Here is a 15,508-nt window from a genome sequence, read left to right as displayed (position 1 = left end):
AGCGGCATAAGCCGCCACATCCCTGACCGAGTGAGTTCTTCCCATGTCTGCCATGTTCCGCATCACGCTGCCCGACGGTTCCGTCCGCGAGGTTGCGCCCGGAACCACCCCCGCGGACGTGGCCGCCGCGATCGGCCCCGGCCTTGCCAAGGCGGCGATCGCCGCGCGCATCGATGGCGAGGTGCGCGATCTGTCGCGCCCGTTCGACGGCGATACGCACCTCGCGCTGGTGACCGCGAAGGACGAGAAGGACGCGCTGGAACTGGCGCGCCACGATTTCGCGCATGTGATGGCGGAGGCGGTGCAGCACCTGTTCCCCGGCACCCAGATCACCTTCGGCCCCGCCACCGACGACGGCTTCTATTACGACTTCGCGCCGAAAGACCGGCCGTTCACCGACGAGGACCTGCCTGCGATCGAGGCGGAGATGCGCCGCATCATCGCCCGCAACGAGCCGTTCGTGCGCGAGGTGTGGTCGCGCGAGCAACTGATCGAGACATGGCAGCGGCAGGGCGAGACGTTCAAGGCCGAATGGGCCGCCGAACTGCCCGATGGCGAGGAACTGACGATCTATCGACAGGGCCGGTGGCTCGACATGTGCCGGGGGCCGCACATGGTATCGACCGGCAAGCTGGACCCGCAGGCGTTTAAGCTGACGCGGGTATCGGGCGCGTACTGGCGCGGCGACCAGAAGAACGCGATGCTGTCCCGCGTCTATGGCACCGGCTGGCTCAACAAGAAGCAGCTCGACCAGCACCTGTTCCGGCTGGAGGAGGCCGCCAAGCGCGACCACCGCAAGATCGGGCAGGAGATGGACCTGTTCCATCTGCAGTCGGAGGCACAGGGCTCGGTATTCTGGCATCCCAAGGGCTTCATCCTGTGGCGGCAGCTGGAGGCGTATATGCGCCGCCGCCTCGACGCCGCCGATTACGACGAGGTGAAGACCCCGCAGTTGATGGACGCGCGCCAATGGGAACAGTCGGGTCACTGGGGCAAGTATCGCGAAAACATGTTCGTGGTGCCCGACGAGGTGCCCAATACCGAGGACGAAGGCGCGGTCTTGTCGGGCGAGGGCGACCTGATGGCGCTGAAGCCGATGAACTGCCCGGCGCACGTCCTGGTCTTCAAGCAGGGGATCAAGTCGTATCGCGACCTGCCGATCCGCATGGCCGAATTCGGCTGCTGCCACCGCAACGAGCCGCACGGCGCGTTGCACGGCATCATGCGCGTCCGCCAGTTCACACAGGACGATGCGCATATCTTCGTGCGCGAGGACCAATTGGTCGAGGAGGTGCGCAAGTTCTGCGAACTGCTCGACAGCGTGTACAAGGACCTCGGCTTCGAGGATTATGCGGTGAAGCTGGCGCTGCGCCCGGAAAAACGGTTCGGTTCCGACGCGATGTGGGACGTGGCCGAGGCGGAACTGCGCGAGGCGGTACAGCAGTCGACGCTGTCCGACGCGATCAAGGCGAAGTTCGAGGAACTGCCGGGTGAGGGTGCGTTCTATGCCCCCAAGCTGGAATTTCACCTGACCGACGCGATCGGGCGGACGTGGCAGGTCGGTACCATCCAGTCCGACCGGGTACTGCCCGATCGGCTCGACGCCAGCTATGTGGGCGAGGATGGCAACCGCCACCGCCCGGTGATGCTGCACCGTGCGATTCTAGGGACGTTCGAACGTTTCCTCGGCATCCTGATTGAGCATCATGCCGGCCGTTTTCCGCTCTGGCTGGCGCCGGTTCAGGCGGTGGTGGCGACGATCGTGTCGGACGCGGACGGTTATGCGGAACAGGTGGCCGCGACAATGCGCAAGGCCGGGCTGCGGGTGGAGACGGACCTGCGCAACGAGAAGATCAACTACAAGGTGCGCGAACACTCGCTGGCCAAGGTGCCCAACCTGCTGGTGGTCGGCAAGCGCGAGGCGGAGGAAGGCACGGTCGCGCTGCGCCGACTGGGCAGCCAGGGCCAGACCATGCTGTCGCTGGACGAAGTCGCCGCGATGCTGGCGGGAGAGGCGCTGGCGCCCGACCTGCGGTGAGGAGACGCCTTTACGCAGCGTGAGGTTGATGAACCACTGATCGTCATTGCGAGCGTAGCGAAGCAAACCGGTGCCCGGTGAGTGACGCCCTGGATGGCTTCGCTACGCTCGCAATGACGTAAGTGGAGCGGGATGGATTAGGCTGATATTTTCCTGCTCTAATCCCGCCGATACCGCGCCGCGAACTCCTCGTCCGACATGATGAGGTACCGGATCATGTCGATGAACGCCCATGGCCCGGTGATCAGCAGCCCGACGACGGTGCAGGTCAGCACCAGCATCGCGATGCCCGATCCGGTCCGCCCCAGATAGAAGCGATGGATGCCCAACGACCCCAGCAGGAAGGCGATGACGGCGGCGACATATTTGTTGCGGTCGTTCCGCAGCGGTGACGCGGGTTGCGCCGCGACCGGCGGCGTGGCGACGGGAATCGGATAGATACTAAGCGCGCGACGGTCGTCGGCATCGAAATCCACCTCGATCCCGATCGCCGGCTCGCCACGACTGGCCCAGTCGGCGGGCTGGAAGGTGTAACGGCGGCCGTCGTCACCCGCGACCAGTCCGTCGCCGGTGCGTGCATCCACGCCAAGTACCCGTCCGCGCATCCATTCCTCCCGATAAGCCGCGCCTATCTTGCCGAAGGCGGGGGGCGATGCAACGGGCCAATGCGCGGGGGGTGGAACGGCATCTTCCCAAAGCACCGCCGATGCCTTATATTATGCAGGCAGTTGCCACAGGAGTTTACCCCATACGTCCTCCCATGATGCGCCGACCCAACCAGGCGCCGCCAATGAACGGTCCTCGTTTCAACGAATGGATTGTCAGCCCCAAGGTTCGCGTGATCGACCATGAGGGTGAGAATCTTGGCGTGATGTACACGCGTGAGGCGCAGGCGCAGGCGCAGGAACTCGGCCTCGATCTGGTTGAAGTGTCGCCCAATGCCGATCCGCCCGTCGCCAAGTTCCTCGACGTCGGCAAGTACAAGTACGAAGCACAGAAAAAGGCGAACCTCGCCCGCAAGTCGCAGAAGACGCAGGAGATCAAGGAGATCAAGATGCGTCCGAACATCGACGACCATGACTATGACACCAAGATGAAGAAGGTGCATGAGTTCATCGGCGAGGGCGACAAGGTCAAGCTGACGTTGCGCTTCCGCGGCCGCGAGCTGAGCCATGGCCAGCTTGGCATGGCGGTGCTCCAGCGCGTGGCGCAGGACACGGCCGAAGTCGCGAAGGTCGAAGCCTATCCGCGCATGGAAGGCCGGCAGATGCTGATGGTGCTGTCGCCCAAATAAGCCTGCCGATTCATTTGATCGATGCGTGAACAGGGGCGGCCGGCAACGGTCGCCCCGTTTCGTTTCGGGGCCGATGAACACGAGACCGTGCCGCCATGACGGGCTTTCTGGCCGCCTGTCGACCATCCAAATGGCATCATCGATTGCACCCCGATTGCTGCAGCGCACGATGTTGCCCGGCAGCGACACCGCCCGCCCGAAACGGGATGCCCAGCAGGGGCGACATTCAAAAACATTGACGCGCCCTCTTTTCTCTCCTTACAAAACGATCAAACCATAAGTTCGAAAAAGTCGACCAGGAGAGAGATGCGATGAAGCGTGCGACCGCGTACCTGCTGTCTGCCGCCGCCACGGTGGCGCTTGCCGCCCCGGCATGGGCGCAGGAGCCTGTTCCCACCAACGGCGCGGCGCGGCAGGTGCCCAGCGCCGCCACCGCCAATGGGGCGGTCCAGTCCGGCAGTGCCAATGCCGGGCCCGACACCAGCGACGATAACGCCGCCGCCAGCGTCGGCGACATCATCGTCACCGCCACCCGCCGCGCCAGCCCGCTGTCCGACGTGCCGATCGCCGTCAGCGCGGTGACGCAGGAATCGCTCCAGAATACCGGCGCCAACGATATCCGCTCGCTCAACCAGCTCGCGCCATCGTTGCTCATCTCGTCGACGGGATCGGAAGCCAATGCCTCCGCCCGCATCCGCGGCATCGGCACGGTCGGCGACAATCCCGGCCTGGAAAGCTCGGTCGCGGTGTTCATCGACGGCGTCTATCGCAGCCGCACCGGCGTCGGCCTGAATGAACTGGGCGAGATCGAACGGGTCGAGGTGCTGCGCGGGCCGCAGGGTACGTTGTTCGGGCGCAACGCCTCCGCCGGCCTCATCAACATCGTCACCCGCGCGCCCGAATTCAAATTCGGCGGCATCGCGGAGGCGACCTATGGCAATTACGACAATTACCGCTTCGTCGGCGGGCTGACCGGGCCGTTGATCGGCGATACGCTCGCCTTCCGGGTCGATGGCGTCTATAACAAGCGCGACGGTTTCTACCGCAACGTCACCGCCGCGAATGGCAGCGAATCGCGCGTCAACGATCGCGACCGCTATTTCGTTCGTGGCCAGTTGCTGTTCAAGCCGAGCGACGCGATCAGCGTCCGCCTGATCGGCGACTATACCCACCGGAACGAAAGCTGCTGCGGCGCGGTCTATTACGGGCAGCAGGAAACACAGGTGCCCGCCGGTACCGTCGTCACCAACAACACCAATGGCAGCACGGTGAACACCACCGGCGCGATCCAGTACAACACCAGCAATCGCATCGTCGACATCCTGCGCCGGCAGGGCGCGGCCTTCCCGCTGGCGGGCACCTTCCCCGATCCGTTCAACCGGCAGGTGGCGGTGACGCCGGGCCAGACCTATCGCAACAAGACCGAGGATTATGGCGGGTCGGGCCAGATCGACTGGGATCTGGGCGGCGCCACGCTGACCTCGATCACCGCCTATCGCCAGTACAAGGCGGGTAATGCCGGCGATGTCGACTATACCAATGTCGACCTCACCCACCGCGCGGCGGACGGCAATGCCTATCGCCAGTTCAAGACCTTTACGCAGGAAGTGCGGCTCAACGGCTCGCTGTTCGAGGGCAAGCTCGACTGGCTGGTCGGCGGCTTCTACTCGCGGGAGAAGCTGAAGCTGGTCGACAACGTCGTGTTCGGTGCCAATTACGGCGCATTCGCGGCTTGCCGGCTGGTCGCGACGGCCAACCCGGCTGCGTTCCTCCAGAACCAGAACAACCCCGGCTGTCTCGGCACGACGCCGATCGCCGCGCTGGGCGGTGCGACCGCACGGCAGGCGCTGGGATCGAATTTCGGCACGCTGGCGGGCACCGTGCTGGGCGGGCTGGACCGGTTGTCGCAGCTGAACAATCTGGGTGACCAGCGGTCGGTCTATCGGCAGGACAGCGAGAACTACGCCTTCTTCACGCACAACATCCTGAACATCACCGATACGCTCTCGGTGACGCTGGGCCTGCGCTACACCCATGAAAGCAAGGACTTCCGCGCCAATTTCAACAACAACAACACGATCTGTCCGCAGCAGCAGAACATATTGTCACCCCTGATCGCCAATCAGGCGGTGCCGGCGGCGGCGCGGCAGTATCTCGCCGCGATCGTCACGCTCAGCTGCACCGGCAATTCGTCGACCGGCCTGAACGCGCTGAACCTCGACGACGGGTTCGACGATGGCGAGTTCACCGGCACCGGCGTGATCTCGTGGAAGCCGACACCGCGGCTAATGACCTATGCCTCCTATGCCAAGGGGTACAAGGCAGGCGGCTACAATCTCGACCGTTCCGATCTGGGCGGGCCGAACGGCGTGTTCGCCGCCCGCACCAACGCCGATGCGCCCGGGCTTCGCTTCGATGCCGAGAAGGTCAACGCCTACGAAATCGGCGCGAAGTACAATATCCGCGGCCATTTCAGCCTGAACGTCGCGGCGTTCCGGCAGGAATTCACCGATTTCCAGCTGAACACCTTTAACGGATCGGTGTTCGTCGTGCAGAACATCCAGTCGTGCAAGGACAATCTGGGTGGCGCGGATCGTGACAACGCCCCCGCCGTGCCCGGCACCGGCGCTTGCCCGGGCCGGGCCGACCGTGCCGGTGTGATCTCGCAGGGCGTCGAACTGGAAGCGACGATGAACCCCATCCGCGACCTGACCTTCAGCGCCGGCTACACCTATGCCGACACGCATTTCCGCAACAATCTGGTCGGCAGTTCGGCGGGTGAGGCGATCGATCCCGCGTTGTTCCTGCTGCCCGGCCGCCAGATGTCGAATGCGCCGAAGAACGTCGTCACCACCTCGCTGGCATGGACGCCGGATATTGGCAGCAACGGCCTGTCGGCGCTGTTCTACGTCGATAGCCGGCTGAGCTCCGACTACAACACCGGGTCCGATCTGGCACCGGAAAAGAAGCAGGACGGGTTCGCGCTGGTCAATGCGCGCATCGGCCTGCGCGGGGCCGACCAGCGCTGGGCGATCGAGTTCTGGGCGCAGAACCTGCTCAATCAGGATTACATCCAGGTGGCGTTCAACACCCCGTTCCAGGGTGCCGGCTCGATCGCGAACACGCAGGCGTTCGGCAGCACCTCCAACGCGCTCTACTCGGCCTTCCTCGCCGAACCGCGCACTTACGGCGTGACGCTGCGCTCGCGGTTCTGAGGAAACGCATCGCTCCCTCCCCCGGACGGGGGAGGGGCTTCACGTCACGCTGCCATGTCCATCGCATCGCCCGCTGCGGCGACGAGTAGCCGTTTCTCCAGCGCCTTGATCCGGGTCGCGCCGGTCAGCCGGTCGCCGGTCAGGTCGGTGACGTAGAAGGTGTCGACCGCGCGCTCGCCGTACGTGGCGACATGGGCGGAATGGATGGTCACCTTCGACTGGAACAGTGCCTGCGCCAGCTGGTTGAGCAACGCCGGCCGGTCGCGGGCGTTGACCTCGATCACGGTGAAGCGGTTCGACGCCTCGTTGTTGATAAGGGCGTTGGGCTGGATCGTGAAGGCATCCGCGCGCGTCCGCGCCGATGGCTTGGCGACCAGCCGGTCGTTCAGCTTGCCGCGATTGGCCAGCGCATCCTCGATCGCGACGCGCAGCCGGGCCAGTTGCGTGCTGTCGTCGAACGGGCGCCCGAACGGGTCCTGCACCAGGAAATTGTCGATCGCCATGCCGTCGCGCGTGGTGTGGATGCGCGCATCGATGATGTTGCCGCCCGCGACATGGATCGCTCCGGCGATACGATAGAACAGGCCGGGATGGTCGGCGGCATAGATCGTGACCAGCGTCGCGCCGCGCTCCTCGTACACCTGTGCGTCGATCGACAGCGGCGCATCGCCCGCCGCCGCCATCAGCCGGGCATTGTGTTCCAGCACATCGTCCGGCTCCGCGATCCAATAGGGTTCGGGCAGGCGGCGGACAAAGGCCGCGAAGCGTTCCTCGTCCCAGCCAAGCGTGGTGGCCAGCCGTGCCTGTCGCGCCGCGATCCGCTCCGCCCGGCCGCGCTGCTTGTGGCCGAGACGCAGTACCTCTTCCGCGGATTCGAACAGCGTGGCCAGCAACTGGCGTTTCCAGCTGTTCCACGTGCCCGGCCCTACCGCGCGGATATCGACGATGGTCAGCACCAGCAGCAGGCGCAGCCGTTCCGGACTGGCAATGGTGCCGGCGAAATCGAGGATGGTCTTGAAGTCGGACAGGTCGCGCTTGAACGCGGTGTCCGACATCAGCAGGTGATGGCGGACAAGCCACGACACCGTCTCCGTTTCCGCCGGGGTCAGGCCGAACCGCGGGCACAGGCGCAATGCCACCTCCGCGCCGAGGATCGAATGATCGCCGCCGCGCCCCTTGGCGATGTCGTGCAGCAGCACCGCGACGCGCAGCACCCGGCGGGACACGATCTGGTCGAAGATCGCCGAGGCCAGCGGGTGATCCTCCGCCAGCGTCCCCGCCTCGATCCGGGCGAGCAGACCGATCGCCTGGATCGTATGCTCGTCGACGGTGAAGTGGTGGTACATGTCGAACTGCATCATCGCCACGACCCGGCCAAAATCGGGGATGAAGCGGCCCATCACCCCCGCCTCGTTCATCCAGCGCAGCACCAGTTCGGGATCGCCGGGGCTGGTCAGCACTTCCAGAAACAGGGCGTTGGCGCGGGGGTGCTGGCGATATTCGTCGATCAGCTTGGCATCGCGCGACGCGGCGCGCATCGCCAGCGGATGGATTTCCAGCCGGTGCGCATCGGCGAGCGCGAAGATTTCGAGCAGCCGGATCGGATCGTCGCGAAAGAAGCCGTCGTCGGGCAGGGCGAGGCGGCCGCGATCCAGCACGAAGCCGTTCAGCCGTTTCGGCGAGCGGCGCAGGTGCGGCAGCCCGAACCGCCGCCCGCGCGAGGCGAAGCGTTCGTCCAGATGTGCCAGGAACACGCCGGTCAGCGTGCCGACGGTACGCGCCTGCAGGAAGTAGAATTGCATGAAGCGTTCGACCGCCGGCTTGTCGTTGCGGTCGTGGAACCGCATCCGCGCCGCCACCTCGCGCTGCACGTCGAAGGTCAGTCGGTCCTCGGCCCGGCCCGTGATGACGTGGAGGTGGCACCGGACCGCCCACAGGAAATCGTCGGCGCGGTGGAAACCGCGATATTCCTGCGGCGTGAACAACCCGACATCGACCAGCTGGCGTGCGCGCTGCACGTCGAAGATGTACTTGCCGATCCAGAACAGCGCATGGAGATCGCGCAACGACCCCTTGCCCTCCTTGACGTTGGGTTCGACGACGTAGCGGGTGTCGCCCATCCGGCGGTGGCGGGCGTCGCGCTCGGCCAGCTTGTCGGCGATGAACTGCCGCTCGGTACCGCGTTGGATCTCCGCCTTGAAGCGGCGCGCGGCATCGTCGTACAGCGTGGCGTCGCCTGTCACGAAGCGTGCTTCCAGTAATGCGGTGCGGACGGTGACGTCGGCTTTGGCCTGGCGGATCATTTCGTCCAGCGATCGACTGCTATGGCCCACCTTCAGGCCCAGGTCCCACAGCGCGTACAGCATCGTCTCGATCACCTGCGCGGTGGCGGGGGCGGGGGCATTACGGGTCAGGAAACCGATGTCGATATCGGAATGGGCCGCCATTTCGCCCCGGCCGTAACCGCCGACCGCCAGCAGCGCGATCGGCTCGCCTTCCGGATGCAGGCGGGTGGTGGCGAGGTCGAACAGGATCACGACCAGCCGGTCGATCAGATACGCCTGTGCCGCCGCGATCTCCAGCCCGCGTGTCGGCCGTTCCGCCAGCCGCCGGGCGATCTCCGTCCGCCCGGTGGCCAGCGCCTCCTTCAGCAGCGCGACCGCGCGGTTGCGCAGGCCGTCCTCCGGCAGCGCCGCGATGGTCTCAGCCAGCGCGCGCCGGTCGACGATCGCGCGGCGATGGGGGAGGTGTTCGAAACGCGATGCCATGCCTGTGCGCCTTGCCGGATGCGGGTGGTCGTCAATCGGGCTGGTGTTGTGCACGCAGCCAGCCGGTGATGGAATAACGCCGGGATGGTGCAGCCCGCGTTACCATCGACACGCTGTGCGCCTGCGGCACCGACAAAAGGTCCAGCGTGTTGAACGCGGGCACCATGCCGGCCACCCGGTCCACGTCGTCGTGGAACAGCAGCAACCCGCCCCATTCCGTCCGCCATTCGGGATTGAGCCCGAGGACATAGGCGGCGCGGCGATCCTTGCCCGGCACGGCATCGTCATGCGCGGTCAGCAGATCGCCGGGAGCATAGGCGGTCGCCTGCGCATCGGTGAAGACGGTGTCGGCATGGCCGGTCACGTCGCGCAGGAAATCCAGTGCCTCCGCGCCCGACAGCCAGGTGGCGAAGGCAGCCAGCGGGCCGTCGGTCGCCGCCCGCGCCGTGCCCCCATCGGGTACGCGGATCGATTCGTAGCGATACTGGAACCCGGCACGGACCCCCGCCATCACCGCATCGTCCAGATTCGCCCGCTGTTCCCCGGTCATGCCGTCGCGCGTGGCGCGGTCGAGTTCATAGACCTTGTCGCCGCTGTTCAGGATCTGCCGCCATTCCTCCCGGTCGCGCAGCCACCGGTGCAGGATCGCCGCGCCGTCGTTCGCCAGGAAACCGCGCACCCGCACCCGTCCGTCCCGGCAATAGGCGTCGCGGATCGCAGCGCGATTGAGCGCGGGGGCGAGGCGAAAGTCGGGGTGAGGCATGGCGGCTGATCCTATCCTTCGCGTGCCAGTGCCTTCAGCCGGTACAGCGTGTCCAGCGCCTCGCGCGGGGTGAGGGCGTCGACGTCGATCGCCTCCACCTCGGCGCGGATCGCGTCGCATTGCTGTTCCTCGGCGGCCTGTGCGGCGGCGAACAGGGGCAGATCGTCCAGTCCCGCCGCTAGTCCGCCAGTTTTTGCGCGGCCCGCCTCCAGCTTGGCCAGCACCGCCTTGGCGCGCGCCACCGTCTGCGGCGCCATGCCGGCGAGACGGGCGACGGCGAGACCGTAGCTGCGGTCGGCGGGGCCATCGGCCAGTTCGTGGAGCAGCACCAGATCGCCCTTCCACTCGCGTGCGCGGACGTGATGGAGCGTCAGCGCGTCGCACCGTTCGGCCAGCCGCGTCAGTTCGTGGTAATGCGTCGCGAACAGGCAGCGGCAGCGATTGTCCTCGTGGATCGCCTCCACTACCGCCCAGGCGATCGCCAGCCCGTCATAGGTGCTGGTGCCGCGTCCGACCTCGTCGAGGATCACGAAGCTGCGCGGCGTCGCCTGTGCCAGGATCGCGGCGGTCTCCACCATCTCGACCATGAAGGTGGAGCGGCCCCTCGCCAGATTGTCCGATGCGCCGACGCGGCTGAACAACCGGTCGACCAGCCCCAGTGTGGCGGCGGTGGCGGGCACATAGCTGCCCGCCTGTGCCAGCACCGCGATGCACGCGTTCTGGCGCAAAAAGGTGGATTTGCCGCCCATGTTCGGCCCCGTCACCAGCCACAGTCGGGAGCTTTCCGACAGACGGCAGTCATTGGCGACGAAGCGGCCGCCGCTGCGCGCCACCGCCGCCTCGACCACCGGATGGCGGCCGCCCTCGATCGCGAAGCAGCGATCCTCGACCAGTACCGGCCGCGCCCAGCCGCCCTCGGCGGCGCGTTCGGCAAGGCCCGCCGCCACGTCCAGCCGGGCAAGCGCGTCGGCGGTGGCGGCTATGCCCTCGCGCACCGCCAGCGCCTGCGCCGTCAGGTCCTCCAGATGCGCCGCTTCCGCCGCCAGCGCGTGCGCACCCGACTGCGCCACCTTGGTCGCGACCTCGTGCAGTGCGGGGGTGTTGAAGCGGACGACGCCGGCCAACGTCTGGCGATGGGTAAAGCCGCTGTCAGGCTTCATCAGCGCATCGGCGGCCCGGGCCGGCACCTCGACATGATAGCCGAGCACGTTGTTGTGGCGGATCTTCAACGCGGTGACGCCGGTCTGCTGGCGGAACTCCGCCTCCAGCGCGGCGATCGTGCGGCGGCCGCCGGCACCGGCATCGCGCAGGTCGTCGAGCGCGACGTCGTACCCTGCCGCGATATAGCCGCCATCGCCCGCCTCGATCGGCGGCGAGGGGACGAGCGCGCGCCGGAGCAGGTCGATCAGGCCGCCATGCCCGCGCAACTGCGGCGCCAGCTGATCCAGCAGCGGCGGGGCGCCGGGCACCGCGATCCGCTCGCCCAGCGCCCATGCCGCGTCCAGCCCGTCACGCAACTGACCCAGATCGCGCGGACCGCCGCGCCCCGCGACCAGCCGCCCCAGCGCCCGGCCGATATCGGGCAGCGCGCGCAGCGCCGCGCGCACCCGTTCGCGCAACGCGGCATCGTCGTGGAACCAGCCGACCAGATCGAGCCGCGCGTCGATCGCCGCCCGGTCCATCAGCGGCGCACCGATATCCGCCGCCAGCGCCCGCGCGCCCGCGCCCGTCACCGTCCGGTCGACAGCATCGAGTAGACTGCCGCGCCGCTGCCCCTGCGTGGTCTGCGTCAGCTCCAGGCTTTCGCGGGTCGCGGCGTCGATCGCCATCGTCGTCGCGGCGCGGTGCAGCACCGGCGGGCGCAGGAACGGCAGCGCCCCCCGGGCGGTATGATCGAGATAGGCCACCAGGCCACCCGCCGCCGCCAATTCCGCCCGCCCGAACTGGCCGAACCCGTCCAGCGTCGCGACCCCGAACAGGCGTTTCAGCCGGGCCTCGCCCGCGCCGCTGTCGAAATCCGTCTTCGGCCGGGTGGTGGTGGCGAGATCGGCGGTGTCCCCCGCCTCCGACGCCACGACTTCCGCCGGGGCCAGCCGCGCCAGCTCGGCAGGCAACGCTGCGGGGTCGAGCAGGATCACCTGGAACCGCCCGGTCGATACGTCGGCGGCGGCCAGCGCCACGTCGCCCCCCGCCTCGCCGATCGCGACGCACCAGTTGTCGGTGCGTGCATCCAGCAGCGCCTCCTCGGTCAGCGTGCCGGCGGTGACGACGCGGACGATCGCGCGGTTGACCAGCGCCTTGCTGCCGCGCGCCTTGCGCGCCGCCTCCGGGCTTTCGGTTTGCTCTGCGATGGCGACGCGGTGCCCCGCCTTGATCAGGCGTTGCAGATAGGCGGTGGCGGCGTGGACGGGGACGCCACACATTGGAATCCGCTCCCCCTCATGCTCGCCGCGCGCGGTCAGCGCGATGTCGAGCACGGCGGCGGCGACGCGCGCATCCTCGAAGAACAGTTCGAAGAAATCGCCCATGCGATAGAACAGCAGGCAATCCTGAGCCTCCGCCTTCAGCGCGAGGTACTGGGCCATCATCGGGGTGGGGGGGGACATCACCATGATCCGTCATTGCGAGGAGCGACGCGACGCGGCAATCCAGTGGCCACGCACCTGACGCTCCGGGTTGCTTCGCTACGCTAGCAAAGACGATGAATAGCTGATTGTGGTCGTCTGGACCCCACCGCGCCGCGCCGCAAGCCATTCGCCGGTGATCGCCTGATCGTGGACCCGGCCAGCGGCGACATCGGCGCGGGCGTGGGCCAGCGATGCCGCCCCCGCCTCGTTGTCGCGCTCGTCGAAGATGCCCGGCTCATGCTTCATCGTGTCGACTATATGCCCGCGCCTGCCGGCTTGGAAACCCCGGCCATGATCGTCGCGCGTGATCCGGAATCTATTTTCTGACGGTATCAACCCGCTCACGCGATGTGCCGATTCCTGCACATGATGGGGCTTGCGAGCAGCAGTAAAGCGACGGGTGGCCGGAATTCCGCCGTATATCGGTCGAATTCTGGCGTTCCCTTGGGCGGACGCTGGGCCTAGTACGGTCGCAAAACCCGCGGGAGAGCCCTTCATGTCCGAAGCCGTCAACGTCCAGTTCTCCGAGCGCGAGGCGCTGCTGTTCCATTCGGAGGGGCGGCCTGGCAAGATCGAGATCATCGCATCCAAGCCGATGGCGACGCAGCGCGATCTGGCACTCGCCTATTCCCCCGGCGTCGCGGTACCGGTGCAGGCGATCGCCGACGATCCCACGACCGCCTATGATTACACCGCCAAGGGCAATCTGGTCGCGGTGATCTCCAATGGCACCGCGATCCTCGGTATGGGCAATCTCGGCGCGCTGGCCGCGAAGCCGGTGATGGAGGGCAAGGCGGTGCTGTTCAAGCGCTTCGCTGACGTCGATTCGATCGATATCGAACTGAAGACGGAGGACGTGAACCGCTTCATCGACGCGGTCGAGCTGATGGAGCCGACGTTCGGCGGCATCAACCTTGAGGACATCAAGGCTCCCGAATGCTTCATCATCGAGCAGACGCTGCGCGAGCGGATGAACATCCCCGTCTTCCATGACGACCAGCACGGCACCGCGATCATCTGCGCCGCGGGCCTCATCAACGCATGCATGCTGACCGGCCGTCACCTGAAGGACGTGAAGGTGGTGGTGAACGGCGCGGGCGCGGCGGCGATCGCCTGCACCGAACTGATCAAGGCGATGGGCGTGCGCCACGACAACGTGCTGATGTGCGACCGCGAGGGCGTGATCTATCAGGGCCGCGACGACATCAACCAGTGGCAGTCGGCCCATGCCGCCGCCACCGACCGCCGCACCCTGACCGAGGCGCTGGAGGGGGCGGACATGTTCCTTGGCCTGTCGGCGGCGGGCGCGCTGAAGCCGGAGATGGTGAAGGACATGGCGCCGTCGCCGATCATCTTCGCGATGGCCAACCCGGAACCGGAAATCCGCCCCGAACTGGCCAAGGCGGCGCGCCCCGATGCGATCGTCGCCACCGGTCGGTCGGATTATCCGAACCAGGTCAACAACGTGATCTGCTTTCCCTTCATCTTCCGCGGCGCGCTCGACGTGCGGGCGACCGGCATCAACGACCAGATGAAGATCGCCGCCGCCAACGCCATCGCCGAACTGGCGCGGCAGCGCGTGCCCGACGAGGTCGCGGTCGCTTACGGCGTGCAGCACAGCTTCGGCCCGGAATACATCATCCCGTCGCCGTTCGATCCGCGGCTGATGGAGATCGTGCCCTCCGCCGTCGCCAAGGCGGCGATGGATTCCGGCGTTGCGACCAAGCCGATCATCGACATGGCCGCCTATCGCCAGTCGCTGCGCGAACGGCTGAACCCGACCACCTCGGTGCTGACGCTTGCCTATGAAGGCGCCAAGGCGCATCCCAAGCGCGTGCTGTTCGCCGAGGGCGAGGAGGAAGTGGTGCTGCGCGCCGCGATCGCGTTCAAGGAGGGTGGCTACGGCGTCCCCGTGCTGGTCGGCCGCGACGACGTCCACGATCGGCTCCGCGCGCTGGGCGTGACCAATCCCGACGATTACGAGGTGCATAACAGCCGCACCTCGACGCTGGTGCCGCAGATGGTGGAGTTCTTGTACCAGCGGCTGCAACGTCGCGGTTACCTGCGCCGCGATATCGAGCGGATGGTCAATCAGGACCGCAACACCTTCGGCTCCATCCTGCTCCAGCTTGGCCATGCCGATGCGATGATCACCGGCATCACCCGCACCTATGCCAAGACGTTCAAGGACGTGCGGCGGGTGATCGACCCAATGGCGGGCAAGGTGCCGTTCGGCATCCACCTGCTCGTCGGGCAGAGCCACACCGTGTTCATGGCCGACACCACGATCAACGAGCGGCCGACCGGCGAGGAACTGGCCGATATCGCCGAACAGACCGCGCAGGTCGCGCGGCGGATGGGGCATGAGCCGCGCGTCGCGTTCCTCAGCTATTCCACCTTCGGCAATCCGGACGGCCAGTGGCTCGACAATATCCGTGACGGCGTGAAGGTGCTCGACGGCCGGCAGGTCAGCTTCGAATATGAAGGCGAGATGGCACCCGACGTGGCGCTGAACCCGAAGCAGCTGAAGAACTTCCCGTTCGCGCGGCTGTCCGGTCCGGCCAACATCCTGATCATGCCCGGCCTGCAATCCGCCAACATCTCCGCCAAGCTGCTGCGCGAACTGGGCGGCGACGACATGATCGGCCCGATGCTGATCGGCATGGAAAAGCCGGTGCAGATCGCGCCGATGACCTCGACTGCGAGCGAACTGGTAACGCTGGCGGTGCTGGCGGCGGGCGGGATCGCACGCTGAGGGGGGAGGCAGGGCGGCCGTATCGGCGACGATAAGTCAATTGTCCCT

General features: G+C 66.7%; 9 protein-coding genes. 4 read left to right on the top strand and 5 right to left on the bottom strand.

Going from position 1 to position 15,508, the window contains the following annotated elements; translation table 11 throughout:
• The first annotated feature begins 43 nt into the window (after positions 1 to 43).
• Positions 44 to 2,038, top strand: a complete 1,995-nt coding sequence (thrS, locus tag ABD719_RS07665; protein WP_344692770.1) for a threonine--tRNA ligase — start codon at positions 44 to 46, stop codon at positions 2,036 to 2,038.
• Between the two features lie 158 nt (positions 2,039 to 2,196).
• Here the strand turns inward: thrS and ABD719_RS07660 are convergent, their stop codons facing one another.
• A complete protein-coding gene (locus ABD719_RS07660; RefSeq protein ID WP_344692769.1) occupies positions 2,197 to 2,622 on the bottom strand; it encodes a TM2 domain-containing protein in 426 nt (141 codons plus the stop codon).
• 176 nt (positions 2,623 to 2,798) lie between these two features.
• On the opposite strand from ABD719_RS07660, the gene infC reads away from it, so the two are divergent.
• Entirely contained in the window at positions 2,799 to 3,332 is a 534-nt protein-coding gene (infC, locus tag ABD719_RS07655; protein WP_192124337.1) for a translation initiation factor IF-3, read from the top strand.
• Positions 3,333 to 3,643: 311 nt separating this feature from the next.
• Complete coding sequence (locus ABD719_RS07650; RefSeq protein ID WP_344692768.1) at positions 3,644 to 6,547, top strand: TonB-dependent receptor; 2,904 nt, start codon at positions 3,644 to 3,646, stop codon at positions 6,545 to 6,547.
• A 44-nt stretch (positions 6,548 to 6,591) separates the two neighbouring features.
• On the opposite strand, the gene ABD719_RS07645 is transcribed toward ABD719_RS07650, so the two are convergent.
• The 4 genes from ABD719_RS07645 to ABD719_RS07630 all read right to left on the bottom strand — a co-directional run bounded on the left by ABD719_RS07645 (position 6,592) and on the right by ABD719_RS07630 (position 12,951).
• Positions 6,592 to 9,315, bottom strand: coding sequence for a [protein-PII] uridylyltransferase (locus ABD719_RS07645; RefSeq protein WP_344692767.1), 2,724 nt, complete (start codon positions 9,313 to 9,315; stop codon positions 6,592 to 6,594).
• Positions 9,316 to 9,346: 31 nt separating this feature from the next.
• Positions 9,347 to 10,078: a 2OG-Fe(II) oxygenase gene (locus ABD719_RS07640; protein ID WP_344692766.1), complete on the bottom strand. Its 732-nt coding sequence runs from the start codon at positions 10,076 to 10,078 to the stop codon at positions 9,347 to 9,349.
• Between the two features lie 11 nt (positions 10,079 to 10,089).
• Complete coding sequence (gene mutS / locus ABD719_RS07635; RefSeq protein ID WP_344693079.1) at positions 10,090 to 12,666, bottom strand: DNA mismatch repair protein MutS; 2,577 nt, start codon at positions 12,664 to 12,666, stop codon at positions 10,090 to 10,092.
• Positions 12,667 to 12,762: 96 nt separating this feature from the next.
• On the bottom strand, positions 12,763 to 12,951 hold the full coding sequence (locus tag ABD719_RS07630) for a hypothetical protein (protein ID WP_344692765.1): 189 nt from the start codon (positions 12,949 to 12,951) through the stop codon (positions 12,763 to 12,765).
• A 250-nt stretch (positions 12,952 to 13,201) separates the two neighbouring features.
• Between ABD719_RS07630 and ABD719_RS07625 the strand changes: the two genes are divergently transcribed.
• On the top strand, positions 13,202 to 15,460 hold the full coding sequence (locus ABD719_RS07625; protein ID WP_344692764.1) for an NADP-dependent malic enzyme: 2,259 nt from the start codon (positions 13,202 to 13,204) through the stop codon (positions 15,458 to 15,460).
• Positions 15,461 to 15,508: the final 48 nt, after the last annotated feature.

It is taken from the genome of Sphingomonas cynarae, assembly GCF_039537815.1.
GTDB lineage: Bacteria > Pseudomonadota > Alphaproteobacteria > Sphingomonadales > Sphingomonadaceae > Sphingomonas > Sphingomonas cynarae.
Note: the sequence above shows the minus strand (reverse complement) of the source record. Positions and strands in the feature narration are given on the sequence as shown.